This is a genomic window from Micromonospora sp. NPDC050187 (assembly GCF_044459745.1).
GTDB lineage: Bacteria > Actinomycetota > Actinomycetes > Mycobacteriales > Micromonosporaceae > Micromonospora.
This window is the reverse complement of the sequence record NZ_JBITJH010000011.1, coordinates 201,281-224,338: the sequence shown is the minus strand read 5'-3', so window position 1 is coordinate 224,338 and position 23,058 is coordinate 201,281. Positions and strand designations below refer to the sequence as shown.

Here is a 23,058-nt window from a genome sequence, read left to right as displayed (position 1 = left end):
GGCTCAGGCCGGTCGACATCGGCAAACCGCGGATGCGCGGCTGGTTGCACACGTACGCGTTCTTCGTCGCACTGGTGTGCGGCATCGTGCTTTGCTCGATCGCGGCCACCCGGCCGGGCTGGGCACCGCTGGTGAGCTGCCTGGTCTACAGCCTCACCGTGTGCGGGCTCTTCGGCACCAGCGCGCTCTACCACCGGCGGGTCTGGTCGGAGCGGGGCTTCCAGATCATGCGCCGGATGGACCACTCGATGATCTTCGTGTTCATCGCCGGCACGTACACGCCGTTCTGCCTGCTGCTGCTGGACGACCGCGCGGCGACGACCATGCTCGCCCTGGTCTGGGGCGGCGCCCTGGGCGGGGTGGCGGTCAAGGTGGTCTGGCCGCACGCGCCGCGCTGGGTCTCCGCCCCGCTGTACCTGGCGCTCGGCTGGGTCTCGTTGGCCATCCTGCCGGACATCCTGCACGGAGGCGGGGTCGCCGCCCTGGTGCTGCTGGCCGTCGGTGGAGCGATCTACAGCGTCGGCGCGGTCTTCTACGCGCTGCGCCGACCCGACCCGTGGCCGACGGTCTTCGGGCACCACGAGTTCTTCCACGCCTGCACGCTGGTGGCGGCGATCTGTCACCACATCGCGATCTACTTCGCCCTGTTCGCCTGAGGTGGTAGCAGCTGAGGTGGTAGCAGGGGTCCCCTGTTACCGCTTTTTGCCGAGCAGGGGTCCCCTGCAACCACCTCGCCCCACCCCACCCCACGTGCTTCCGGGGCTCCGCGACGTGCCGCGGAGCCCCGGGTGCACTGAGTGGGCGGGTTCAGACCTGGTGACCGGGGCGGCGCACCTCGCGGTACTCCTGGACCACGCGGTCGTCCCGCACCGGCACCACCCGCTCCTGCACGACGCGCTCGCGCGGCGCGGCCACGACGGTCCGACGGCGGGTGTTCCAGAAGTAGGCGGTCATGATCAGGCCGACCAGGCCGGCGAGCATCAGCACCCAGCCGACGGTGTTCAGGCTGAGCCAACCCAGGTTGGCGTCGACCGCGAATGCGAGGATCGCGCCCAGCGCGATGAGGAAGATACTGCTGCCGATGCCCATCGTGTCGCCCTCCTTGGCGTTCAGCTGGCGTTCCGTTACCGCCGCGGCCACTGGATGAGGTTGCGGCACACATCGACTTACCCGAGCGCGAAGATCGCCAATCAGGCAAGCTGGCACCATGACGGAGGGTAGGGCCACCGGACACACACTCGTGCTGCTCCGGCACGGGAAGGCGGAACGCCCGGAGGGCACCGACGACCGGGAACGGGCGTTGACGGGACGCGGACAGGCCGACGCCGCCGCAGCCGGCGCGTGGCTGGCCCGGCACGGCTTCCGGCCCGACGTGGTGGTCTGCTCGCCCGCGCGACGTACCCGGCAGACCTGGCAGGCGGCAGAGAACGGAATGGCGGGGAGCGGGATGGCCGACGGGCCGGCGGGAAACGGACCGACGCCCCTGGTCCGCTACGAGTCGGCCGTGTACGCGGCGGAGGCCGCCGACCTGCTGGACCTGCTGCGAGCCGTCGAGCCCGACGCCGGCACCGTCCTGCTGGTCGCCCACAACCCCGGCATCTCCCTGGTGTCGATCGCCCTCGACCGGATCGGTGCCGACCGGGAGGGACTGCGGACCAGCGGTGTCGTGGTGCACCGGGTGACCGGGGCCTGGGCCGACCTCGGCACCACGCCCGCACCGGTCACCGCACGACACACCGCCCGCGCCTGAGCACGGGCGGCGGCACGGCATCCCGCCGGGGAATCTCTGCCGGCGTGGTTCCCGGCACCGGCGGTCGCCCTAGGAGGGTGGCGCTGTCGGCGGCGGCGGATCGGGAGGCGGCGGCATCATCGCGGTCGGATGGGACAGCCGGTTCTCCTCCACGATGAGGGTCCGGGCCCGCTTCCGGCGGTCCTGCCAGAACCAGAGCGTGGTGAGCAGGACGGCGAGGCCGGCGAGGATGAACACCCAACCGACGGCGCGCAGGTCGACCCACCAGACGTTGGCGCGTACGGCGAACGTCAGGATCGCTCCCAGTGCGATGAGAAAGATGCCGCTACCAACGCCCATGTGCGCTGCACTCCCCCGTGCGGTGGCTCTGGGCCTTGCCGGACACCGTCGCGTACCTCCGACGACGGTCCGGCACGCATACCCACGGTGACGGCCCCTACCCCATCCGGGAGCGGTCGTGCTGGGAGGTGGCCCTGCGGCCGGTCAGCCACCCACTGTCGCGGCGCCCCGGAGCGGAGCGGGAAAGGCGACGGCCGGCGCGGGGGGCGCGCCGGCCGTCGAGGGGGGAATCAGGACATCGAGGTCAGAAGGCTTCCTCCGGGAGGTCCATCAGGTCGAGGTCGGTGTTCTCGATGATCCGCCGATCGGCCCCGATACGGGGCAGCACCTCACGGGCGAAGAACTTCGCCGCAGCGACCTTCCCGGTGTAGAACGCCCGGTCGGTGGCGGAGACCTCGCCGTTCAGGGCACGCAGTGCCACGTCCGCCTGCCGCTGGAGCAGCCAGCCGACCACCACGTCGCCGAGCGCCAGCAGCAGCCGACGGCTACTGAGACCCACCTTGTACAGGGCGCGGGGCTCACCGGCCTGCGCCTCGCCCAGCCAGCCGGTCAGCACGCCGAGGATGTTCTGCACCTCGGCGAGTGCCTTGCCGAGCGCCAGACGCTCCTCCTTGAGCTGGCCGTTGCCGCCCTCGCTGGCGATGAACTCCTGGATCTCGGCCGAGACGGTCAGCAGCGCCTTGCCGTTGTCCCGGACGATCTTCCGGAAGAAGAGATCGAGGCTCTGGATGGCGGTGGTGCCCTCGTAGAGGGTATCGATCTTGGAGTCCCGGACGTACTGCTCCAGGGGGTAGTCCTGGAGGAAGCCGGAGCCGCCGAAGGTCTGCAACGACTCGTGTCCGAGCAGCTCGTACGCCCGCTCCGAGCCGACTCCCTTGACCAACGGCAGGAGCAGGTCGTTGACCCGCTTCGCGGTCTCCGTCGCCGCCTCGTCGCCGGCCGCCTCGGCGATGGACACCTTGTCCTGCCAGGAGGCGGTGTAGCAGACCAGGGCGCGCAGGCCCTCGGCGTACGCCTTCTGGAGCATCAGCGAACGGCGGACGTCCGGGTGCCGGGTGATGGTGACCCGCGGCGCGGTCTTGTCGGCCATCTGGAGCAGGTCGGCACCCTGCACCCGACTCTTGGCGTACTCCAGGGCGTTCAGGTAACCGGTGGAGAGGGTGGCGATGGCCTTGGTGCCGACCATCATCCGGGCGTTCTCGATGATCATGAACATCTGCCGGATGCCGTCGTGCTTCTCACCCAGCAGCCAGCCCCGGGCCGGGATCCCGTGCTCGCCGAAGGTCACCTCGCAGGTGTTCGAGACCTTCAGACCCATCTTGTGCTCGACGTTGGTGGCGAAGACACCGTTGCGCTCGCCCAGTTCGCCGGTCTCCTCGTCGAAGTGGTACTGGGGCACCACGAAGAGGGAGAGGCCCTTGGTGCCCGGGCCGCCGACGCCCTCGACACCCACCGGCCGGGCCAGCACGTAGTGGATGATGTTGTCGCTCAGGTCGTGTTCGGCCGAGGTGATGAAGCGCTTGACGCCCTCGATGTGCCAGGTGCCGTCCGGCTGCGGGATGGCGCGGGCCCGGCCGGCGCCCACGTCCGAACCGGCGTCCGGCTCGGTGAGCACCATCGTCGAGCCCCACCGCTTGTCGGCGAAGAGCCTGGCCCACTTCTTCTGCCGCTCGGTGCCCTCGACGTGCAGGACGTGCGCGAAGGACGGCCCGGAGGCGTACATCCAGACTGCGGCGTTGGCACCGAGGACCAACTCGGCGAGGGACCACACGAGCGCCCGCGGCGCGTTGCTGCCGTCCAGCTCCGCCGGAAGCTCCAGCCGCCAGAACTCGGAGTCCATGAACGCCTGGTACGACTTCTTGAACGACTCGGGCAGAGGCGCGGTGTGGGTGGCCGGGTCGAAGACCGGCGGGTTGCGGTCACTGTCGGTGTAGCTGGCAGCCAGATCCTCGCGGGCGAGACGGTCGACCTCGGCGAGAATGTCACGCGCCGTGTCGACATCCAGCTCCGAGAACGGCTCCTGGCTGAACGCCTGGTCCGCCCCGAAGACCTCGAACAGGTTGAATTCGAGATCCCGCAGGTTGCTCTTGTAGTGGGTCATGATCACTGGCCCCGCTTCCGGACAGGTGTTACCGATCAGTAACCCCGACTGTATTACTCGCGGGTAGGCAGCGACAAGCCACTGATGAAAGTGACAGCGGACACACACCGGGCATTCAGCCCTCGGTGGCGCCCACCTCCCAACTCGGTACGGCCGCCGTCGCGTCACTGCGCGGGCCCGCGTACTCCATCAGGACCAGGGCGATGTCGTCGTCGAGCCGGCCGTACACCCACTCGACCAGGGCGGTCTCCAGCGAGGCCAGCCCGTCGGCGACCGTGCCGTGGCCGAGCAGCCGCCAGGCCCGGTCGGCGGTGGGGAAGAACTCGCCGTCCCGGCGAGCCTCGCCGAGGCCGTCGGTGAAGAGCAGCAGCCGGTCACCCGGCTCCAGCCGTTCCACCCGGGGCTGCACCACGGGCATGAAGCCGAGCGGGGGCGCGGGGGCGGGCGGTTCGAGCGGAATCACGCAACCCCGGCGCAGCAGCAGCGGCGGCGGGTGCCCGCAGTTGACGATGGTGAGCGTCCCGCCCCGTTCCTCGACCAGGGCGGCGGTCACGAAATCCTCGTCGCCGACGCTGCGCGCCACCGCTCGGTCCAGGTCGGACACGACGGTTCGCAGGTCGGCGCGCTCGTGGACCACGTGCCGGTACGAGCCGAGCACGATACTGGCCAGCCGGACCGCGTCCAGGCCCTTGCCGCGCACGTCACCGATGATCATGCGCACGCCGTACGGGGTGTCGATCGCCTCGTACAGGTCGCCACCGATCTCGGCGGTGGCCGTGGAGGAGATGTAGCGGGCCGCCACGGCCAGCGTCCCGACCTGCGGGCCGAGCGGACGCAGCACTGCCTGCTGGGCGACCGAGGCCAGCTTCGACAACTCGGCGATCTGCTCGGTCTGCCGCTGCCGCATCCCGGCCACCACCGCCACGAGCGCCGTCACCACCGCGATCGCGGCGACGCTGGCCGCGGTGTCCAGCGAGACTCCCGGCTCGGAAAGCGCGAACGCCACCGCCGCGAGCGTGGCCGCCGCGCCGGCCCCGAGCACCACCCGCCAGGTGGCGAAGACCGCGGCGAGCACCGGCGCGGCGGCCATCAGGCCCAGATAGTGGGCTCCGCTGCCGTCGGCCGCCTCGACCGCGGAGATGAAACCGAGCAGGACGAGGGCCGCGCCGAGACCGGCGCGGGATCCGGGGCTCAGCGGACTACGGAACCGCTGCAGGGGATGCGTGCGTACGCTGCACAGCATGCCCTATGGAGGTTGATCAGCGCATGACGTTGACCCGTCGTCCGAGCCGGTTCTGACCGGCCGGACCTCTCTGAACAGCCAATGCGCGACCCGGCTCAGCCGAGCACCTCGTAGGAGACGGTGAGGTGGCCGAGGTCGAGCGAGGCGATCGCGCCGAACGCCGCCCGGGACAGATCGATGCAACGACCGTCGATGAACGGTCCCCGGTCGTTGATCCGCACGGTCACCGATGCTCCGGTGGCGGGGTTGGTCACCCGTACCCGGGTGCCGAACGGCAGCGTCTTGTGCGCGGCGGTCATCGCCGACGGGTCGAAGGTCTCGCCGTTCGCGGTCAACTGCCCCTCGGCGTAGAACGACGCACCGCACGTGCCGCTCCCGACCACCGTCGGAGCGGTCCGCTTCGGCGTGGCGGGCTTCGTGGTGGCCCGCTTCGACGGCGTCGAGGTCACCCGGGTCCGCGGCTTGCCCCGGGAGGCGGCCGTCGAACGGGTGGGCGCCGGGGTGGCGCTCGGCGACCCGCTGCCCTCCGGGGAGGGGCTGGCCGACGACGGGGATGGCACGGGGTTCTCCGGTGACGGCGGAGCCGAGGTCGGGACCACCGGTGCCGGCCGAACGGCGTCCGGTTCCGCCGAGGTCAGGTGCACAGCGCCGACGGTGCCACCGACGGCCACCGCGACCGCGACGGCGGCGGAGGCCGCGATCCCGGCGGGTGAGGAGAACATTCGATTCCGAGCGTGCCTGCCGGCCATCGGCCCGTCCTTCCAGTTACCTGCAAACCGGCTCGGACCGTAACGAGAGAAGCACTTCCGAAGTCAACCTGATCATGGGTATATGTTGTGATTTGTGGGCGTACGTGTAGCCGATCATCCGAGGCGGGGTCACACTGCCGGGCCCTGGCGACGGACGAGCAGGATGGAGGGGTGTCCACCGAGCTGAGTCAGCGCCTCGTCGAGTTGTTCCGCTGGTCGGACCCCGGCCCGGAGAGCAGTCATCTGGTCAGCGACGTCTCCGGCTGGTGGCGCGACCCGTACGTGCTCGCCGAGATCGGTCCGGCGCTGGTGGCACCGTTCCGCGCCACCGCGCCCACCATCGTGATCTCGCCCGCCGTCACCGGCCTGCTCCTCGGTCCGCTCGCCGCGACCGCCCTCGGGGTGGGTTTCGTTCCGGCGCAGAAGCCCGGAGACGGACGCCAGCCGCCCGGACCGACCACCTGGGCGCAGAGCACGCCCGACTTCCGGGGACGCCGGGTCACCCTCGGTGTCCGCGACCGGCATCTCGGGCCGGGCGACCGGGTGCTGGTGGTCGACGACTGGCTCGCCACCGGCGCGCAGGTCCGGGCGCTCTACCAGCTCTGCGCGGCTCGGGGCGCGGAACCGGTCGGGACCACCGTGGTCGTCGCCGACTGCCCACCGCAGGTCAGCACCGAACTTCGCGTCCGGGCCCTGCTCGACGCCGACCGCCTCGAACCCTGACCGGACCGCCTCGCACCCTTACCGAAACGCCCCGGCCCCTGACCGGAACGCCTCGGACCCCCGACCCCGGCAGTCGACCCTCCGCGCGGCCTGCCCGCCCGCAGCCGGCCAGAACTCCGGCGACGGTCGGACAGGGGTCGGGTAGCCTCGGCTGAATGTGGCCACGGATCGGTGACCTGCGCACCCTCGCTCTCGGCACGCCCGGCCGGATGCGGACCAGGTTGAACACGCTCGTGCTGTCCGGGGCGAAGACCGCGACGACCGGGCTGCTCAGCGAGTACGCCACGGAGGGCGAGGAACTGGAGCAGGTCGGCGAACGGCTGGCGCTGGTCGACGACCACGACGCGCCGATCGGCATCGTCGAGGTCACCGCCGTCGAGGTGGTCCGTTTCGCAGACGTCACCTGGGACTTCGCCCGCTCGGAGGGGGAGGGGGACCGGGACCTCGACGAGTGGCGAACCGGTCACCGCAACTTCTGGGCCGCCGAGGGAAGCACGGTCACCGACGACACGCCCGTCGTCTGCGTCCGCCTGCGACTCGAGTCGGCCGGGGCGGGTGGCACCACCACCGGCGACCTGGGCACCTGAGTCGGTCCGCGCCCCACGGCACGGTCAGGACCTGACGGCCTCTCGGCCGACGACTCAGATGCGGCGCAGCTCGGGCAGGCGCTCCGCGACCTCGGCGAGAACGTTCTCGTCCCCGGCGTACCAGCTGCTGAGTCGCGGCCAGTGGGTCACCACGTCGGTGAACCCGAGCCGGGCGGCCCGCGCGACCGCGTCGGCGAAGAAGTCCGCGCTGGTCAACGAGAAGACCGGGGCGGCGTCCAGCGACAGGTAACGATCGAGGGTGGCCGGATCACGTCCGGCCTCGTCGAGGGTGGCGTCAAGCCGGGCGGCGAGCGCTGCCACCGACTCCCACCAGCTCTCCAGGTCGTCCCCGCCGGTGCCGGTGGTGACCCAGCCCTGGCCGAAGCGGGCGACCAGCCGCATCGAGCGGGGACCGTTGGCGGCGACCACGAACGGCACTCTCGGCATCTGGACGCAGCCGGGATTGTTCCGGGCGTCCACGGCCGAGAACCATTCGCCGCGCCAGGTCACGCCGTCCTGTCGGAGCACCAGGTCGAGCAGTTCGGTGAACTCGCCGAACCGGTCCACCCGGCGTCGGGGCGGCAGGGTATCCCCGCCGAGCACGGTGGCGTCGAATCCGATGCCCCCCGCACCGATACCCAGCAGCAGCCGCCCACCGGAGATGTCGTCCAGAGTGGTCACCTGCCGGGCGAAAGCCGCCGGATGCCGGAAGTTGGGGGAGGCGACCAGGGTGCCGAGTCGGATCCGGGAAGTCACCAACGCGGCGGCGGTCAGCGTCGACATCGAATCGAACCAGGGCCCGTCCACGAGGTCACGCCAGCCCAGGTGGTCGTACGTCCAGGCGTGGTCGAAACCCCAGTCCTCGGCCTGCCGCCAGCGCCGCTGCGCCTCGGACCAACGCTGGTCCGGGAGGATGACGATGCCGATGCGCATGATCACACCCTACGGCCTGCGAATTTCGACCGATCCGCCGCCTGGCACCCCCGAAAGTACGACGCCCGCCTACTCGCCCGTGTCGAGCCGCCGGCAGGCGACTGCGGTTTCGGTCCAGGGGGCGGACGCCATCTCGATCGGCTGGTGGGCAAACGCGCGGTCGACGATCTCGGCGGCGGTCATCGGCGTGTCAGCAGGAACTCGGCCACCTGGCGGCCGTCCGGGTGGCTCATCGTGACGGCGGCCCGTACGGCATCGTAGGCCCGGTCCATGGCCTCGTCGTCCTCCGCGTCGACGGCGGCGTTCCACGCGGCGAAGAGCGGACGTAGCGGCGCGAACCCTGGCAGCGGACGGAACCTGCCGTACGTCCACGGGAAGTCACGGCTCTGCTCGTCGATCTCGCCAACCAACTCGCCCCGGTGGTACAGCCGCCACACCATGCCCGGGGCCAGGGCGGATCGCGTAGTCGGGCGGTGGGGCTTTGAGCAGGAGTGCGGTGGTCGCTTCCCCCGCACGGAATCCTTGCCCCGGAGCTGCTGCCGCCGCGTGTGGTGCACCCATCCCGTCCGCCCCTCGTGAGGATCTTCCGATGGCACGTCTTGCGGCTGGCCTAGTGGAACTCGTGGACGACCTCGATCAGGCCCACGATGTGCGCGTTGAACTCGTCCAGTTCCTCGGCCGGAACCCACAGTTCGAGGATGGTCTTCCCGCCGGCCTGCTGGACCGGGTAGCGGCCCGCGAACTCCGTGTCCACGCGGAAGCGGGTGACGTAGCCGGCACCGGACGCCGGTACGTTCCAGTCCCGGGCAATCATGATCGCGTAGTCCTCGTTCAGGACCGGGTAGAAGATCGGCTGGTCCGGCAGGCGCGGGGGCCAGCGACGCCAGCCCGACTCACGGACGAGGGCCAGTTCTTCCGGCCCGGTCGGACGCCACAGCACCGTCGTACCGTCACCGCTACTCATGTCGACCTCGCCACTCGGAATCCGGATGAGGCCGAACGGTACTGACGGATCGACCAACGGCACCACCGCATTCCGCACCGCTTGGCGGTGGGCCGATGAGAGCTCCGACCCTGCCCGGTCTCGAACCGGTCGCCCCTCACCCCGACTGCTGCTCCTCGCCGTGGTCGCGAGCGGCCCGCGTGGCGCTTTTCCGCTCGGTCGACGCGCTCAAGGAGATCGCCGCTGAGCACGGCGTCTGCGTCCGCCTCCTCGCCATGCGCCGCACCGACCTGGAATCGCACAGCAGCACCGTGGGCATGATCGTTGCCCATTGAAACATCGAAGGCCCCGGCTCGGGACTTGCGTCCTGACCAGGGCCTTCGTGGTGGAGCGGGTGACGGGAATCGAACCCGCACTGTCAGCTTGGGAAGCTGATGTTCTGCCATTGAACTACACCCGCAGGCGGCACCACTGTACCTGAGCGGCTCGCCGTCCGCACCAAGGTACCCCTTCCTGGCCGCCCGCGCCGCCGGGGAGAGCCGCGCTCCCACCTCGTTCGGCTTGGGACGGGCGGCGGAAGTCGGCTTCCGAGCTTCATCGACCGGACGTGGCAAGACGTGACCGCGCGGCGACACATGCCCATTTTCAAATGTGTTGATGGGCTGTAGCCTCTGCCCAACGTTCTCAGCCGCGGTGTGACACACCTCCCGTCACGCCGGGCAGAAAGAGGTGGACACATGGGCCTTCGTCCCAATCTGTTGACCCGGCGTGTGGCCGGTGTCGCCACCACGACCCTCGCACTGCTGCTCAGCACGGCGGCGATCGGTGTCGCTCCTGCGGCGGCCCATGCGGACCACGCGGACGAGGCCTGCGTCGAGCCAGCCGACACCCATGCCCACTCGAAGGTCAAGGTCGGTGGCATCGCCAAGCACGAGCCGAACGAGCTGACCCCCCAGCAGGTCCGTGAGCGCGAGGCGGACCTGGCCGCCGTGCTGGCCGCGCGGGCCAAGCGGACCGACCTCAAGCAGGGCCCGACGGCGAACGCCTCAATCACGATCCCGGTCGTGGTGCACGTGATCCAGCGGGACAGCACCCGGGCCGGGGGCAACATCCCGGACTCGATGATCAACTCGCAGATCAGCGTGCTGAACCAGTCCTTCAGCGGCGCGACCGGCGGCACGGCCACCGCGTTCGCCTTCGAACTGCAGGAGGTCAACCGGGTCGTCAACCCGGCGTGGTACCCGATCGTGCAGGGCTCCTCGGCTGAGCGCTCGATGAAGACCTCGCTCCGCGAGGGCGGCAAGGACACCCTCAACATCTACTTCGGCGAGCTGAGCGACGACCTGCTCGGCTGGGCGACCTTCCCGACCCGTCGACTCAACAAGATGGACGGCGTCGTCGTGCTGAGCGAGTCGCTGCCGGGCGGCACGGCCACCAACTACAACCAGGGTGACACCGGCACCCACGAGGTCGGTCACTGGCTGAACCTGTACCACACCTTCCAGGGCGGCTGCTCCAACTCCGGCGACAGCGTCTCGGACACCCCGGCGGAGGCCGAGCCGGCGTTCGAGTGCCCGACCGGCCGGGACACCTGCGCCGCCGCCGGCCTGGACCCGATCACCAACTTCATGGACTACACGTACGACTCGTGCATGTACCAGTTCACCCCGGGGCAGGCCAGCCGCATGCTCACCGCGTGGAACGCCTACCGCGCCGCCTGACATCCCTGACGTACCGTCCGATGCCGGCTCCGTCCCACGGAGCCGGCATCGGCGTTTCCGGGACTCAGGCCGCAGCCCGGTGCGTGGCCCGTCGTCGCCTGGCCCGTGGCCCTGGTACGGACGGCTGACCGGCCGTCGGTGAGTCGCTCGCCCGCGGGTCCAGCCAGACCTGCACCGCCGGACCGCCCAGCCCCACGCCGGGAGCTCCCGGCGCGACATGGTCGCGCCGGGAGAGCATCGCCACGTCGACGGTGAACTCGAACAACCGCCAGTCCGCCCGGGGCTCGGCCCGGAAGCACTCCGCCAGCCGGGCCACCCGGACCTGGTCGGTGACCGGATGCGCGTGCCCGGCCACGTACGCCTCGTCGTCGCTCTCCTCCGGCGGGAACGAGTGCAGCGCGTACCGCCCGTCGCGTTCCAGGTCGCGGCGCTTGGGCGAGTCGATGACGAAGCAGAATAGCCCTTCGTCGGTGATGACCGGGGAGACCGGATGGACCCGGGGGCCACCGTCTGCCCGGACCGTGGCCAGGTAGCCGAAGCCCGGGCCGTACTGCTGCATGAGAAGGCGGATCGCGTCGGCGAGGCGGGGCTCGTCGGCGGCGAACTCGGACCAGGAAGCCATGCCGACATCCTATCGAACACCCGTACGAAAGAGCACTCCGACGCGCTGGTCACCCGCCGGATCGCGGGGGCTACGGCACTGGATATGGTGGTGCGATGCTGCTCTCCGACCGGGACCTCGTCAGCGAGATCAAGGCTGGCACGCTGGCACTGGAACCGTTCGACGCGAGTCTGGTGCAGCCCTCCAGCATCGACGTGCGCCTGGACCGGCTCTTCCGGGTCTTCAACAACCACCTCTACACGCACATCGACCCGGCGTTGCAGCAGGACGACCTCACCTCGCTGGTGGAGGTGCCCGAGGGGGAACCCTTCGTGCTGCACCCCGGGGAGTTCGTGCTCGCCTCCACGCTGGAGGTCATCTCGCTCGGCGACCAACTCGCGGGCCGCCTGGAGGGCAAGTCGAGCCTGGGCCGGCTCGGCCTGCTCACCCACTCGACCGCCGGCTTCATCGACCCCGGGTTCTCCGGCCACGTGACGCTGGAACTCTCCAACGTGGCCAACCTGCCGATCACGCTCTGGCCCGGCATGAAGATCGGTCAGCTCTGCATCTTCCGGCTCTCCTCGCCGGCCGAGCATCCGTACGGCTCCGCCGTCTACGGCTCCCGCTACCAGGGGCAGCGCGGCCCCACCCCGAGCCGGGCCTGGCGGAACTGGCGCACCTGGCCCACCCGCTGACCCTCCCCACATCCACCACCACCCCTCGTTCTACGGGTGATGGTGCGGCGCGCTCCGCTTCGCCAGGTGCCTGCAGGGTCCCCTGCTACGCAAAAAGCGGTAACAGGGGACCCCTGCTACCACCTCAGCCGGGGCGGCCGTAGCTGTGCACCGGGCCGTCGTCGGCCCGCTTCATCTTCACCGGCGCGCCGGCCCGGGAGGCGTGCACCAGCCAGCCGTTGCCGACGTACATGCCGACGTGGTGCAGATCCGAGTAGTAGAAGACGAGGTCGCCGGGACGTAGCTCGCTCCGGCCCACCCGGGCGGTCACCCGCCGCTGCTGGGCGGCGTTGTGCGGCAGGGCGACCCCGGCCCGGGCCCAGGCGGCGAGGGTGAGCCCGGAGCAGTCGTACGCGTTCGGCCCCTCGGCTCCCCAGACGTAGGGCTTGCCGATCTGCGCGCAGGCGAACGTGACGGCCCGTCCGGCGGCACCGCCCGGGTAGACGGCCGGGCAGGGGGCGGGGCGCAGGCTGGTGCCAGCGCCGTTGCCGTACGCCTCCAGGCGCATCTTCTGCAGGCGGGTGATGGCGGCGTCGATCTGCCGACGTTTCCCGTCCAGCTGGCGTTCGGCCTGGCTGAGCTGCGTGACCAGCCGGTCCAGCGGGGCCTTGCGGGCGCTGAGCTGGTCCCGCAGTTCGACCACGTGCCGGATGTCGGTCTGCTGCCGACGGGCGAACTGGTCGAGTAGTTCGAGTTGGTGGACGACGGTGGCCGGCGACGGGTTGGCGAGCATGGCGTTGAGGGCGGAGGCGTTCTCCCCCTTGTACGCCCGTACCGCGAGTCCGCCGACCTTGCGCATCGCCTGGTCGACCTGGCGGCGCAGCGGCTCGATCCGGTCGGCGAGTGCCGCCGCCTGCCGCTTTTTGGCGGCGAGCGCCTGCCGGGTGGCGTTGTGCTGTTCGATGACCGGTTCGAGGGTGTTCCACTCCCGGTCGATCTGGCGTTCGATCTCGGCGACCGAGGGTTCGGCGTGGGCCGCGCCGGCGCCGCCCGTCACGAGGACAGCGGCTCCGACGAGGACGGTGACGGCGTTGGTGAAGCGGGACCAGCATGGACGCGGCGCAGCCGTCGTCCGGGCAGCCGGGGCCGCCCGGACGGACGGTGGCCGCGGGGCATGGTGTGCCACCGGGCTTCTTACTCCTTCTTCCGTTGACCGCCTACCGGGTTAGCTGACGGGTTCGGGCGGGAAGGGAGCGCCCTACCGTGGTACGGATTCACCCCGATGGTGCTGGTGGTTCCCCGGCTCGCTCTGGTGTGGTTTCTCCTGTGGCGACGTGCGTCGGGCGACTCGGCGGTGCCGAACCGTTGCCGCCTCCGACTGGCGGCCTGTCACCGGCTCGGCAAGTGCCGAGGTTAGAGACGACCGTCGTCGATCCGCAACACGGTTCGCGGTAGTGCCACCTGCTGATTCCCGACAGTAACCACTGTGGGCGCCGTTCGTTGGCCCAGCACGAAGGGTCCCCGGCCGCTGGCCGGGGACCCTTCGTCAGGATCGGTCAGTAGGGGCGGCGGAAGCCCGCGACCGGCATGTGGTTGATGCTGGCCACCTGCACCGGCTTACCGGCCCGGGGGGCGTGCACCATGATGCCGTTGCCCAGGTAGAGCCCGACGTGGCTCAGGTCGCTGAAGAAGAAGACCAGGTCACCAGGGCGGGCCTCGGAGCGGCTGATCTCCTTGGTCTCCTTCCACTGATCACCGGTGAAGTGGGTCAGGTGGATGCCCGCGGCTTTGTAGGCATACTGGGTCAACCCCGAGCAGTCGAAGGCGTTTGGCCCGGTGGCGCCGAAGACGTACGGGTCGCCGACCTGCGCGCAGGCGGTTCTGATGGCGGTGTTGGCGTCGCTGCTGATCACGCCCTTGATGAGCGGGCAGCCGGGGGCGCTGACCGCAGTCTTCGGCATGGACGCCCGCAGCCGCTTGATCTCGGCGTCGATCTTGGCCTTCTTGGCCGCCAGGTCCTTCTGCTGCTGGACCTGGGTAGCGATGAGGGTGTCGAGCTTCTGCTTCTCGGCCTCGTACCTTGTCCGGATCGCCACCACGCCCTGGAGTTGCTGACGCTGGTGGGCGGCGAGCCGGTCGAGCATGCCCATCTGCTCGGCCAGGGTGCCCGGCTTGGCGCTGACCAGCAGAGCGCCGATCTCCTGCGACGGGCCGGTCATGTAGTGCCGGGAGGCCAGGGCACCGATCCGGTTCATGGCCATGTCGCTCTGCAACGCGAGCGGCTGGATCTTCTTCTCCAGATCAGCGGCCTTCTTCTGGTTGGCCTTGAGCCTGACGCGAACCTCGTTGTACTTCTCGATCGTGGGCTCCAACTGCCTCCACTGCTTGTCGATCTGCGCCTCGATCTCCTCGGGAGTGGGCGCGGCATGCGCGGGAGCAGCGAGCAGGCCGACACCGACCACGGCGGCGGCGGACAGGGTGACCAGGGTGCGAACGAACCGGCGCAGCCCACCCGGACGAGTGGGGAGCCGATCCGGTGCGTGACGCTGAGGGGGCAGGGTTGCCACCGGCACCGAACTCCTTTGGCGACCAGACCACCGGGCGCCCCGCGAGGGAGAGGATGGCGGGGCAGACGATCCACAGCGGCCGGTGCCCAACATTAGGGAAGCAACGGGGCGATATCAAGGCGAGGGGGTCTCGTATCACGCTCCGGCACCCCTGCGAACACCCACCGTGCCGACGCCGCCGACGATGGCGGTCAGGACATCGTCGAGGGTCACCACGCCGAGCGGTCTGCGTCCGTCGGTGACCAGCACCATGTGCCGTCGCTCACGGCGCATCGAGAGCAGCAGGTCGGCCAGGGTACGGTCCGGCGGCACCACGGCCAACGGCCGGTACACCTCGGCCGGCACCGCGGCCCGACGGCTCGGGCCGACGTACCCGAGCACGTCCTTGACGTGCACGAAGCCGAGCACCCGACGGGTGGAGCGCTGCACCACCGGGAAGCGCGACCGTCCGGTACGGGTCGCCAGCACCTCCAGAGAGGCCGGTGAGACGTCGTCGGCCACGGTGGTCACCGTGGACCAGGGCTGCAACGCGTCAGCGGCGGTGCGGGTGTGCAGCGCGAGCGCCCCGGTGATCCGGGCGTGTGCCGTGGAGCCCAGCAACCCCTCGGTGCGGGCCTGCGACACCAGGCCGGTCAGTTCCTCGGCGGTGAAGACGGTCTTCACCGCGTCCGCCGCCTCGATCCGCCAGACAGGAAGCCGAGCAGGGGCAACAACGTGGTCAGCACCAGTCCGTCGATGACCGTCTCACCTCGGCCAGATTCTCCCATGACTGATTGCTACCGGACGAGTACGCGAGCTGCCCGGCTCGTGGCTTCGAGTTACCGTCGAGCCATGTCCGATCTGCCCCTCGCGCACGAACTGGCTCTGCTCGCGTACGACGACGAGGGCGTCAACCGGCTGGGGACCCCGAACCTCGACTACGGCCTCGCCGGGGCGGCGCTGCTCGAACTGGCCCTCGCCGGCCGGGTCGAGGTGGTCGACGACCGGGTGGTGGTGACCGACCCGACGCCGGTCGGACAGCCGGTGCTGGACGCGGCGCTCACCCGCCTCGGTGCCGAGGCGAAACGGCGGCGGCCGAAGGACTGGATCACCCGGCTGGGTGGCGACCTACGCGGGCCGGTCCTCGACGAGCTGGTCGGGGCCGGGGTGCTGCGCCGCGAGGCGGGCCGGGTGCTGGGGCTCTTCCCGCGCACCCGATTCCCGTCCGGCACGGGGGCCGAGCCGGCGGCGGAAGCCTCGGCCCGGCAGCGGATGCACGTCGCGGTGGCGACCGACGGGCCGGTGCCGGCGCGGACGGCGGCGCTGGTCAGTCTCACCCGGGCGGTGGGCCTGGACCGGAAGCTCTTCCGGGACCTGCCGAAGGAGCAGGTCAAGCGACGGCTGAAGGAGATCGGCGAGGGCAGCTGGGCCTCCGCCGCGACCAGACGGGCCATCGAGGAGACCCAGGCCGCGCTGATCGCGGCCACCGCGACCGCGGCGGTCGTCTCCACCACCACGGCCTCCTGACACCCCAGTCGACCGTACGGCGCACGACAGCGCGCGTACCGTCGCGCGCCTCGGCCGAGCCTCGCCACGTGCCCTGGGGTCACCACGAGGTACCTGTGGAGCTGCCCCGTCGTACCTGTGGAGCTGCCCCGTCTGTGCCACCGGTGTCGCGGTAGCAGAGACGGGGCAGCTCCACAGCGTCGTAGGGGTGAGTCGTCCGGCGTGAGCCCCGGGCCCGCCAGTTGAGCGCGAGCCGGCGGGGCCGGCTCAGCCGGCGACCGGCTCGGCCTGCTGGCCGCCGCGCTCCTGCGCCGGCTTCACCGAGCGGAGCAGCACGCTGGCGACGTCGACGACCTCGACCTGCTCCCCGGCCCCCTTGCCGTTGACCCCGTCGTTCAGCATCGTCGAGCAGAACGGGCAGCCGACCGCGATGGTCTTCGCGCCGGTGGACATCGCCTCCTCGACGCGGTCCACGTTGATCCGCTTGCCGATCCGCTCCTCCATCCACATCCGGGCGCCGCCGGCACCGCAGCAGAAGGAGCGCTCGCTGTTGCGCGGCATCTCGGTGACGGTCTCCTTCACGGAGGAGCCGAGCACCTCGCGCGGCGGGGCGAAGATCCGGTTGTGCCGGCCGAGGTAGCAGGGGTCGTGGTAGGTGACCCCGCCGTCGACGGGCTGGACCGGGGTGAGCCTGCCGGTGGAGACCAGGTGGGCCAGGAGTTGGGTGTGGTGCACCACCTCGAACTCGCCACCGAGCTGGCCGTACTCGTTGCCGAGGGTGTTGAAGCAGTGCGGGCAGGTCGCGACGATCTTGCGCTTGGCCTTCTCCCGGCCCTCGAACGCCTCGTTCAGGGTCTCCACGTTCTGCTGGGCGAGCATCTGGAAGACGAACTCGTTGCCGATCCGGCGGGCCGGGTCGCCGGTGCAGGTTTCGCCCTCGCCGAGGATGGCGAAGGAGACGCCGGCCTCGTGCAGCAGCGTGGCGACGGCCCGGGTGGTCTTCTTGGCCCGGTCCTCGAACGCCCCGGCGCAGCCGACCCAGAAGAGGTACTCGAAGTCCTCCACCTCGCCGACCCGGGGCACCTCGAAGTCGAGGCCCTTGGTCCAGTCCTCCCGGGTGTTCTGCGGGGCGCCCCACGGGTTGCCCTTGTTCTCCAGGTTACGCAGCATCACGCCGGCCTCGGAGGGGAAGCTCGACTCGATCAGCACCTGGTAGCGCCGCATGTCGACGATGTGGTCGACGTGCTCGATGTCGACCGGGCACTGCTCGACGCAGGCCCCGCAGGTGGTGCAGGACCAGAGCACGTCCGGGTCGATGACCCCGCCTTCCTCGGCCCCGCCGATCAGCGGCTTCTCCGCCTCGGCGAGGGCGAGGACGTCCACGTGGGCGAGCTGGGCCGCGGTCGCCTTCTCCTCGCCGGTGAGGTCCTTGCCGCCTCCGGCCAGCAGGTACGGGGCCTTGGCGTACGCGTGGTCGCGCAGGCTGAGCACGAGCAGCTTCGGCGAGAGGGGCTTGCCGGTGTTCCAGGCCGGGCACTGCGACTGGCAGCGACCGCACTCGGTGCAGGTGCTGAAGTCGAGCAGACCCTTCCAGGTGAACTGCTCGACCTGGGCCACCCCGAACTGGTCCGACTCGGGGTCGGCCTCCTCGAAGTCCAGCGGCTTGCCGTTGCTCATCATGGGCCGGAGCGGGCCGAGGCCGGAGCCGGCCCGGCCCGGGTCACGCTTGAAGAAGATGTTGAAGAAGGCCAGGAAGCGGTGCCAGGCCACGCCCATGGTCACGTTCAGCGCGATCACGATGAGCCAGGTCATCGAAATCATGATCTTGATGAGGGCGGCGACGCTGACCCCGTCCTCCCAGTTCGGCAGCACCGCGCCGACCGCGTGGCTGACCGGGGTGGCCCAGGTCGGGTACTCGAAGTGGTCGGTGGCGACCTTGAAGCCGCGAATCAGGAAGCCCATGATCAGGACGGCAAGGACCACCGCCTCGACGAAGTAGCCCTGCCACATGGTCGAGCCGGTGAACCGGGAACGCCCGCCCGGCCGGCCGGGCCGGTTGCGGATCCGGATGGCGATCAGCACCACGATGCCGACCACACCGAGGATGCCGATCAACTCGGTGACCAGACCGTAGGCCGCCCAGCCACCGATCAGCGGCAGGCCACCGGTGGGCGAGACCACCTCGAAGTACGCCTCGAGGACCAGCAGCGACAGCACGACGAAGGCGACCATCACGAACCAGTGCGCGGCACCCACCACGCTCCAGCGCAGCATGCGGGTGTGCCCGGCCGTCTCGGCCAGCATCGTCCTCGTCCGGGTGAGCGTGTCCCCGGACCGCGCCGGGTCCGGCTGCCCGAGCCGGACGACTGCCACGATCCGCAGCACGGCCTGCACGGCCAGCCACACCGCCAGTGCGGTGACGGCGGCGGCGAGGATCGTCGTGACGAGCTGGACGCTGCCCATAGCGTTGGCCTCCCCGGTCTACTGCCTGGCGAGCGGTTCGGCGACCGGCATCGGGTCGTCGCGCCGCCGGCTGACCACCGCGACCTTCGGACCTGACCGGCCGATGACCTCGCTCCGCTCGGTCATGCAGTGCAGCCTACGCGCAAGGTTACCCAGTAGTAACGTGAGGAACCTCGCATCTGGCCACGCCGCCCTGCCGACACCTTAGAAGGGTTGGCCGATCTGCGCCGATCAGGGGTTCCGCGTGGTGACACCCACGCGGCGGACCTCGACCAGGGCACGACACGGCCCGGCCACACCGACACGTCGGGGGCCGGACCGGAAGGACGGACGACCGTCGGCGCTCAGCGCCAGCGGGAGAGCACGACCAGCGAGGCCACCATGGCGCCGAAGCCGACCGCCAAGTTCCAGTAGCCCCACGCGGCGACCGGGTAGGCCTGCTCGGAGAGGTAGTAGACCACCAGCCAACCGATGCCGAAGACGATCAGCGCGACCGCCAGGATCGGCAGCCAGACCGGGCTGGGCTTGCGCGTCGCCGCCGTCGCCGTCGGACGCACGTCCGTCGGCGGCGTGTACACCTTCTTCTTGCGGACCTGTGACTTGGGCACGACGCTCTCCAAGAGGGGATACGACCTCGTCCGGCCTGACAACCGGGCGCGAGGGCGACGGTCCATGGCCAATAATGTTTCGACAGCTAGCGTAGTCCGAGAGACCCGTTCAGGCCATGAACGGGGTCAATCGAATGCGGGTAGTGACCGAAAAGAGCGGAACTGGTCGGGTGCCGAACCCGTTCTGACGGGTGACACCAGGGAAAGGAGCGCTCGGTGGAGTACACATCCGGCGCGGCGTCCTGGCAGAAGGTGCTCCGGCGGGCAGTAGCCGGACTGCTGCCCCGACGACCGCGCCAGCGACGCCCGGGGTGGTCGCTCGGCGTACCGCTGATCGCCGCCGCCGCCGGGCTGCTGTTCACGACCACCGCCACCACGGCCGGGGGCACCGCCCTCCGCGAGGACCGCCGGCCCCAGCTCACCCAGCTCATCGACGACACCCGGCAGCGGGTGGCGGAGCGGGAGGCGGACGCGGCGAGGCTCCGGGCGGACGTGGAGCGGCAGACCGAGGCGCTCGCCGACACCGACCAGCCGATCGCCGCGGAACGTGGCCGGGCGGCGGCCAGCCGGCAGTCCGCCGGGTTCACCGCGCTCACCGGCTCCGGGGTGACCGTCGAGCTCGATGACGCCCGGCGGCTCGAGAGCCTGCCCGAAGGGGCCAGGAACGACGACCTGGTCGTCCACCAGGGGGACGTCCAGGCGGTCGTGAACGCGCTCTGGGCAGGGGGAGCGGAGGCCATGTCAATCATGAACGTCCGCGTTCTGAGCACCAGCGCGGTACGCTGCGTGGGTAACACCCTGCTGCTGCACGGCCGGGTGTACTCCCCTCCATTCAAGATCGTAGCGATCGGCGACCCCGCTGCCCTCCAGCAGGCCCTCGCCGCCTCCGAGGGAGTCCGGTTGTTCAAGGACGCGGTCGACCACTACCAGCTCGGCTACCGCGAGACCGTCTCCACGGTCGGTGTGCCGGCGTTCGAGGGTTCGACAGCGCTCCGCTCGGCGAAGGTGCCCCGGTGACCGGGGCACCCGACGACCGCCGAGAGAACCGTCAGGGGTGGCACCACGCCGGTCACCCGGAGGAACCCACTGCGGTGATCCCCCGGGTGGACCGGTCCGACACCGCACGCTGGCCGGACCCGGTGCCGCCGCGGCCCGGTCCCCCGCCGGCGGCCGGCGCGCCGCCGGCCGCCCCGCCCCGGTCCGCACCGGCGCCGGTGCCGCCGCCGTGGGCACCGCCGACCTCCCCGCCCCGCTCGCCGCAGCCGACCGGACCACCGGCCGCGGCCGGTCGGGGCAACATCCGTTCCGCCGCCCCCGGCCCCGCGCCCAGCCACGGCCACGGTCAGGGCCACGGCCAGGGTCCGGATCCGGGTCCGGACCTTCCCGCCCCCGGCCACGCCCACCGGCCGGGCCCGAACGGCCCCGTCTCCAGCCACGGCCGAGGCCAGCGTCCGGGCCCGAGCCGCCCCGCCGGGCCGGTCGCCGACCAACGAGCGGGCGGCGACATCGAGGGGCCGACCGTGGTCGTCGCGGCGCTCGGTGCGCGTGGCGAGGAGCCGACCGCGCAGATCCCGGCCGTACGGCCGACGACGCGGCCTGCCGTCGGCCTGGGCCCCACCCGGCAGATCGACGACCGGCACCCGGGGCGACCCGAACGAGGGCCCGGGGCCGCTGGTCCGCAGGTCGCCCGCTCGAACGCACCCGCTCCGGCTCTCGACACGACGGCCCTGATGGGTGCCGTCCCCCGTCTCCCGGCCCGCGACGACGGACCGGCCACCGCCGGTTCCGACGCCGTTCCGCCACCCCCGCCCCGCCGGGGTGAACGGGTGGTGCAGCTTCGCCCGGAGCAGACCGACGAGGGCTACCGCAGCGTCTACTCGGAGCTGACCCGTCCCACGCTCTGGTCCCGGTTGCGCACCGGCGTCCGGGTCAGCGGTGAGGTCTTCATCACCTTCGGTCTGGTGGTGCTCCTCTTCGCCGGGTACGAGGTGTGGGGCAAGTCCGCCATCGTCGACGCCCACCAGAGCGACCTCAGCCAGCAGCTGGAACAGTCATGGGGCCCGGAGGGCGACCCGACCGTCGCGCCGTCGGCGACCCCGAGTCCCCGCACCACGCCAGCGCCGCCGGTGAACGGCAAACCGATCGCCGGGCTCTACATCCCCAGCCTCGACAAGAACTGGATCGTGGTCGAGGGCGTCACCCAGAAGGACATCCGGTACGCCCCGGGGCACTACCCGAAGAGCGCCATGCCGGGTGACCTGGGCAACTTCTCCGTCGCCGGACACCGCAACCGGGCCACTTTCTGGCGGCTGGACGAGCTGGACAACGGTGCCGCGATCGTGGTCGAGACCAAGGACAAATGGTACGTCTACCGCGTCTCCCAGTCGCGGATCGTCAAGCCGTCGCAGGTCGAGGTGGTCGCACCGGTCCCCGGCCGGCCCGGGGCCAAGCCGACCAAGCGGATGCTGACCCTCACCACGTGCAACCCGAAGTTCGACAACTACGAGCGGCTGATCATCCACGCGGAGATGGAACGCTCACAGGACAAGTCGGCGGGCCGTCCGGCCGAGCTGGGGGGCTGAGGTCGTGTACGCGTGGATCTGGCGAAGGTTGCCGTTCGGGCTCCCCGGCAAGCTGATCGGCTCGGTGCTGCTCGCCTCGGCGACGGTCGCGCTGCTCTGGTACGTCGTCTTCCCCTGGGCCGAGCCGCTGCTCCCCTTCGACGACGTGCAGGTCACCCAGGACGCCGAGGTGCCCGGTGATCCGGCCGGTGGAGACTCCGGGGTGCCCGGCGACGAGCCGCCCGGCGACGAGCACGACCTGCCGTACGACACGGAGCAGAACAACACCCCGCCCCCTTCTCCCGACAGGTGAGTCGATGCGCGTACTGGTGATCGACAACTACGACTCGTTCGTCTTCAACATCGTGCAGTACCTCGGCCAGCTCGGGGTGGACTGCGAGGTGCGCCGCAACGACGAGATCGGCGTCGACGAGGTGGGCCGGGTCGGCGCCGCCGGCATCCTGCTCTCCCCCGGCCCGGGCAGTCCGGACCGGGCCGGCATCTGCCTCGACGTCGTCCACCGGTACGCCGGCGAGCTGCCGATCTTCGGCGTCTGCCTCGGCCACCAGGCGATCGGCGAGGCGTTCGGTGCCACCGTGGCCCGCGCCCCGGAGCTGTTGCACGGCAAGACCTCGCTGGTGCGGCACTCCTCGACCGGTGTCCTGGCCGGGCTGCCCGACCCGTTCACCGCGACCCGTTACCACTCGCTGGCGGTGCTGCCCGACACCCTGCCCGACGAGCTGGAGGTGACCGGCTGGACCGGCTCCGGGGTGGTGATGGCGATGCGTCACCGCACCCTGCCGGTCGAGGGGGTCCAGTTCCACCCGGAGTCCGTCCTCACCGAGGGCGGTCACCTGATGCTGGCCAACTGGCTCGCCACCTGCGGTTTCCCGGCGGCCCGGGAGCGGGCCCCCGAGCTGGCCGCCGAGGTCGACGCTCGTCGCCTGGCCGCCTTCGCCAACGCCTGACGGAGACCCCGCCGGATCGGTCGTCAGGAACGACCGGGACCG

The 23,058-nt window shown here is 70.8% G+C and carries 25 protein-coding genes, 1 tRNA gene, 1 pseudogene and 1 riboswitch; of the genes and pseudogenes, 12 read left to right on the top strand and 15 right to left on the bottom strand.

Annotated elements, in window-relative coordinates:
- Nucleotides 1-32 precede the first annotated feature (32 nt).
- Nucleotides 33-656 (top strand): hemolysin III family protein, encoded by a 624-nt coding sequence (locus ACIBJE_RS19235; protein WP_396750114.1) that lies wholly within the window; start codon nt 33-35, stop codon nt 654-656.
- 151 nt (nt 657-807) lie between these two features.
- On the opposite strand, the gene ACIBJE_RS19230 is transcribed toward ACIBJE_RS19235, so the two are convergent.
- Nucleotides 808-1,089: a DUF6458 family protein gene (locus ACIBJE_RS19230; RefSeq protein ID WP_396750112.1), complete on the bottom strand. Its 282-nt coding sequence runs from the start codon at nt 1,087-1,089 to the stop codon at nt 808-810.
- 118 nt (nt 1,090-1,207) lie between these two features.
- Between ACIBJE_RS19230 and ACIBJE_RS19225 the strand changes: the two genes are divergently transcribed.
- Entirely contained in the window at nt 1,208-1,750 is a 543-nt protein-coding gene (locus tag ACIBJE_RS19225) for a SixA phosphatase family protein (RefSeq protein ID WP_396750065.1), read from the top strand.
- 69 nt (nt 1,751-1,819) lie between these two features.
- Here the strand turns inward: ACIBJE_RS19225 and ACIBJE_RS19220 are convergent, their stop codons facing one another.
- From ACIBJE_RS19220 to ACIBJE_RS19205, 4 genes are all read right to left on the bottom strand, one after another.
- Nucleotides 1,820-2,089: a DUF6458 family protein gene (locus tag ACIBJE_RS19220; RefSeq protein WP_396750063.1), complete on the bottom strand. Its 270-nt coding sequence runs from the start codon at nt 2,087-2,089 to the stop codon at nt 1,820-1,822.
- A 244-nt stretch (nt 2,090-2,333) separates the two neighbouring features.
- A complete protein-coding gene (locus tag ACIBJE_RS19215; RefSeq protein WP_396750061.1) occupies nt 2,334-4,190 on the bottom strand; it encodes an acyl-CoA dehydrogenase in 1,857 nt (618 codons plus the stop codon).
- A gap of 115 nt (nt 4,191-4,305) precedes the next feature.
- A complete protein-coding gene (locus tag ACIBJE_RS19210; protein WP_396750059.1) occupies nt 4,306-5,433 on the bottom strand; it encodes a PP2C family protein-serine/threonine phosphatase in 1,128 nt (375 codons plus the stop codon).
- Between the two features lie 95 nt (nt 5,434-5,528).
- Nucleotides 5,529-6,182 carry a septal ring lytic transglycosylase RlpA family protein gene (locus tag ACIBJE_RS19205; RefSeq protein WP_396750057.1) on the bottom strand — a complete coding sequence of 218 codons (654 nt, stop codon included), beginning with the start codon at nt 6,180-6,182 and terminating at the stop codon, nt 5,529-5,531.
- A 171-nt stretch (nt 6,183-6,353) separates the two neighbouring features.
- Between ACIBJE_RS19205 and ACIBJE_RS19200 the strand changes: the two genes are divergently transcribed.
- Nucleotides 6,354-6,905 (top strand): phosphoribosyltransferase family protein, encoded by a 552-nt coding sequence (locus ACIBJE_RS19200; RefSeq protein WP_396750055.1) that lies wholly within the window; start codon nt 6,354-6,356, stop codon nt 6,903-6,905.
- Between the two features lie 155 nt (nt 6,906-7,060).
- Nucleotides 7,061-7,492, top strand: a complete 432-nt coding sequence (locus ACIBJE_RS19195) for an ASCH domain-containing protein (protein ID WP_396750053.1) — start codon at nt 7,061-7,063, stop codon at nt 7,490-7,492.
- Nucleotides 7,493-7,546: 54 nt separating this feature from the next.
- Here ACIBJE_RS19195 and ACIBJE_RS19190 read toward each other — a convergent pair whose 3' ends face one another.
- The 3 genes from ACIBJE_RS19190 to ACIBJE_RS19180 form a co-directional block, all read right to left on the bottom strand.
- Nucleotides 7,547-8,431 (bottom strand): LLM class flavin-dependent oxidoreductase, encoded by an 885-nt coding sequence (locus tag ACIBJE_RS19190; RefSeq protein WP_396750051.1) that lies wholly within the window; start codon nt 8,429-8,431, stop codon nt 7,547-7,549.
- Between the two features lie 173 nt (nt 8,432-8,604).
- Complete coding sequence (locus ACIBJE_RS19185) at nt 8,605-8,865, bottom strand: hypothetical protein (RefSeq protein ID WP_396750049.1); 261 nt, start codon at nt 8,863-8,865, stop codon at nt 8,605-8,607.
- Between the two features lie 170 nt (nt 8,866-9,035).
- On the bottom strand, nt 9,036-9,389 hold the full coding sequence (locus ACIBJE_RS19180) for a hypothetical protein (protein ID WP_396750047.1): 354 nt from the start codon (nt 9,387-9,389) through the stop codon (nt 9,036-9,038).
- Nucleotides 9,390-9,484: 95 nt separating this feature from the next.
- Between ACIBJE_RS19180 and ACIBJE_RS19175 the strand changes: the two genes are divergently transcribed.
- On the top strand, nt 9,485-9,703 hold the full coding sequence (locus ACIBJE_RS19175) for a hypothetical protein (protein WP_396750045.1): 219 nt from the start codon (nt 9,485-9,487) through the stop codon (nt 9,701-9,703).
- A 51-nt stretch (nt 9,704-9,754) separates the two neighbouring features.
- On the opposite strand, the gene ACIBJE_RS19170 is transcribed toward ACIBJE_RS19175, so the two are convergent.
- Nucleotides 9,755-9,828: transfer RNA gene (locus tag ACIBJE_RS19170), tRNA-Gly, on the bottom strand.
- A 277-nt stretch (nt 9,829-10,105) separates the two neighbouring features.
- Between ACIBJE_RS19170 and ACIBJE_RS19165 the strand changes: the two genes are divergently transcribed.
- Nucleotides 10,106-11,089, top strand: a complete 984-nt coding sequence (locus tag ACIBJE_RS19165) for a zinc metalloprotease (protein WP_396750043.1) — start codon at nt 10,106-10,108, stop codon at nt 11,087-11,089.
- A gap of 64 nt (nt 11,090-11,153) precedes the next feature.
- Here ACIBJE_RS19165 and ACIBJE_RS19160 read toward each other — a convergent pair whose 3' ends face one another.
- Nucleotides 11,154-11,711, bottom strand: coding sequence for a pyridoxamine 5'-phosphate oxidase family protein (locus ACIBJE_RS19160; RefSeq protein ID WP_396750041.1), 558 nt, complete (start codon nt 11,709-11,711; stop codon nt 11,154-11,156).
- A 95-nt stretch (nt 11,712-11,806) separates the two neighbouring features.
- Between ACIBJE_RS19160 and dcd the strand changes: the two genes are divergently transcribed.
- Nucleotides 11,807-12,385 carry a dCTP deaminase gene (gene dcd / locus ACIBJE_RS19155; RefSeq protein ID WP_396750039.1) on the top strand — a complete coding sequence of 193 codons (579 nt, stop codon included), beginning with the start codon at nt 11,807-11,809 and terminating at the stop codon, nt 12,383-12,385.
- A 124-nt stretch (nt 12,386-12,509) separates the two neighbouring features.
- Here dcd and ACIBJE_RS19150 read toward each other — a convergent pair whose 3' ends face one another.
- From ACIBJE_RS19150 to ACIBJE_RS19140, 3 genes and pseudogenes are all read right to left on the bottom strand, one after another.
- Complete coding sequence (locus ACIBJE_RS19150; protein WP_396750037.1) at nt 12,510-13,421, bottom strand: NlpC/P60 family protein; 912 nt, start codon at nt 13,419-13,421, stop codon at nt 12,510-12,512.
- Nucleotides 13,422-13,562: 141 nt separating this feature from the next.
- Nucleotides 13,563-13,689: riboswitch (cyclic di-AMP (ydaO/yuaA leader) on the bottom strand.
- Nucleotides 13,690-13,920: 231 nt separating this feature from the next.
- Nucleotides 13,921-14,937: a C40 family peptidase gene (locus ACIBJE_RS19145; RefSeq protein WP_396750035.1), complete on the bottom strand. Its 1,017-nt coding sequence runs from the start codon at nt 14,935-14,937 to the stop codon at nt 13,921-13,923.
- 129 nt (nt 14,938-15,066) lie between these two features.
- Nucleotides 15,067-15,627: pseudogene (locus tag ACIBJE_RS19140) on the bottom strand (CBS domain-containing protein); the annotation flags it as partial.
- Nucleotides 15,628-15,762: 135 nt separating this feature from the next.
- On the opposite strand from ACIBJE_RS19140, the gene ACIBJE_RS19135 reads away from it, so the two are divergent.
- The gene (locus ACIBJE_RS19135) at nt 15,763-16,437 is read left to right on the top strand and encodes a GPP34 family phosphoprotein (RefSeq protein ID WP_396750033.1); all 675 of its coding nucleotides are present in this window, start codon (nt 15,763-15,765) and stop codon (nt 16,435-16,437) included.
- 246 nt (nt 16,438-16,683) lie between these two features.
- Here the strand turns inward: ACIBJE_RS19135 and ACIBJE_RS19130 are convergent, their stop codons facing one another.
- Together ACIBJE_RS19130 and ACIBJE_RS19125 are read right to left on the bottom strand one after the other, a co-directional pair.
- Nucleotides 16,684-18,879, bottom strand: coding sequence for a (Fe-S)-binding protein (locus ACIBJE_RS19130; RefSeq protein ID WP_396750031.1), 2,196 nt, complete (start codon nt 18,877-18,879; stop codon nt 16,684-16,686).
- A 344-nt stretch (nt 18,880-19,223) separates the two neighbouring features.
- The gene (locus ACIBJE_RS19125; RefSeq protein ID WP_396750029.1) at nt 19,224-19,487 is read right to left on the bottom strand and encodes a cell division protein CrgA; all 264 of its coding nucleotides are present in this window, start codon (nt 19,485-19,487) and stop codon (nt 19,224-19,226) included.
- 216 nt (nt 19,488-19,703) lie between these two features.
- Here ACIBJE_RS19125 and ACIBJE_RS19120 point away from each other — a divergent pair, with 216 nt between their 5' ends.
- Genes ACIBJE_RS19120 through ACIBJE_RS19105 form a run of 4 tightly spaced genes read left to right on the top strand, consistent with a single transcriptional unit; the run spans nt 19,704 to nt 23,016 of the window.
- Nucleotides 19,704-20,504, top strand: a complete 801-nt coding sequence (locus ACIBJE_RS19120; RefSeq protein WP_396750027.1) for a DUF881 domain-containing protein — start codon at nt 19,704-19,706, stop codon at nt 20,502-20,504.
- Nucleotides 20,501-22,069, top strand: coding sequence for a class E sortase (locus ACIBJE_RS19115; protein WP_396750025.1), 1,569 nt, complete (start codon nt 20,501-20,503; stop codon nt 22,067-22,069). The genes ACIBJE_RS19120 and ACIBJE_RS19115 overlap by 4 nt, the downstream gene beginning before the upstream one ends.
- Before the next feature lie 4 nt (nt 22,070-22,073).
- Entirely contained in the window at nt 22,074-22,361 is a 288-nt protein-coding gene (locus ACIBJE_RS19110) for a hypothetical protein (RefSeq protein WP_396750023.1), read from the top strand.
- Between the two features lie 4 nt (nt 22,362-22,365).
- Nucleotides 22,366-23,016 (top strand): aminodeoxychorismate/anthranilate synthase component II, encoded by a 651-nt coding sequence (locus tag ACIBJE_RS19105; protein ID WP_396750021.1) that lies wholly within the window; start codon nt 22,366-22,368, stop codon nt 23,014-23,016.
- The last annotated feature ends 42 nt before the right edge of the window (nt 23,017-23,058 follow it).

Excerpts from the sequence above, each read along its gene's own strand:
- ACIBJE_RS19235 (WP_396750114.1), top strand. The coding sequence starts at position 33 with ATGCGCGGCTGGTTGCACACGTACGCGTTCTTCGTCGCACTGGTGTGC.
- ACIBJE_RS19230 (WP_396750112.1), bottom strand. The coding sequence starts at position 1,089 with ATGGGCATCGGCAGCAGTATCTTCCTCATCGCGCTGGGCGCGATCCTC.
- ACIBJE_RS19225 (WP_396750065.1), top strand. The coding sequence starts at position 1,208 with ATGACGGAGGGTAGGGCCACCGGACACACACTCGTGCTGCTCCGGCAC.
- ACIBJE_RS19220 (WP_396750063.1), bottom strand. The coding sequence starts at position 2,089 with ATGGGCGTTGGTAGCGGCATCTTTCTCATCGCACTGGGAGCGATCCTG.
- ACIBJE_RS19215 (WP_396750061.1), bottom strand. The coding sequence starts at position 4,190 with ATGACCCACTACAAGAGCAACCTGCGGGATCTCGAATTCAACCTGTTC.
- ACIBJE_RS19210 (WP_396750059.1), bottom strand. The coding sequence starts at position 5,433 with ATGCTGTGCAGCGTACGCACGCATCCCCTGCAGCGGTTCCGTAGTCCG.
- ACIBJE_RS19205 (WP_396750057.1), bottom strand. The coding sequence starts at position 6,182 with ATGGCCGGCAGGCACGCTCGGAATCGAATGTTCTCCTCACCCGCCGGG.
- ACIBJE_RS19195 (WP_396750053.1), top strand. The coding sequence starts at position 7,061 with ATGTGGCCACGGATCGGTGACCTGCGCACCCTCGCTCTCGGCACGCCC.
- ACIBJE_RS19185 (WP_396750049.1), bottom strand. The coding sequence starts at position 8,865 with ATGGTGTGGCGGCTGTACCACCGGGGCGAGTTGGTTGGCGAGATCGAC.
- ACIBJE_RS19180 (WP_396750047.1), bottom strand. The coding sequence starts at position 9,389 with ATGAGTAGCGGTGACGGTACGACGGTGCTGTGGCGTCCGACCGGGCCG.
- ACIBJE_RS19175 (WP_396750045.1), top strand. The coding sequence starts at position 9,485 with ATGAGAGCTCCGACCCTGCCCGGTCTCGAACCGGTCGCCCCTCACCCC.
- ACIBJE_RS19165 (WP_396750043.1), top strand. The coding sequence starts at position 10,106 with ATGGGCCTTCGTCCCAATCTGTTGACCCGGCGTGTGGCCGGTGTCGCC.
- ACIBJE_RS19160 (WP_396750041.1), bottom strand. The coding sequence starts at position 11,711 with ATGGCTTCCTGGTCCGAGTTCGCCGCCGACGAGCCCCGCCTCGCCGAC.
- dcd (WP_396750039.1), top strand. The coding sequence starts at position 11,807 with ATGCTGCTCTCCGACCGGGACCTCGTCAGCGAGATCAAGGCTGGCACG.
- ACIBJE_RS19135 (WP_396750033.1), top strand. The coding sequence starts at position 15,763 with ATGTCCGATCTGCCCCTCGCGCACGAACTGGCTCTGCTCGCGTACGAC.
- ACIBJE_RS19130 (WP_396750031.1), bottom strand. The coding sequence starts at position 18,879 with ATGGGCAGCGTCCAGCTCGTCACGACGATCCTCGCCGCCGCCGTCACC.
- ACIBJE_RS19105 (WP_396750021.1), top strand. The coding sequence starts at position 22,366 with ATGCGCGTACTGGTGATCGACAACTACGACTCGTTCGTCTTCAACATC.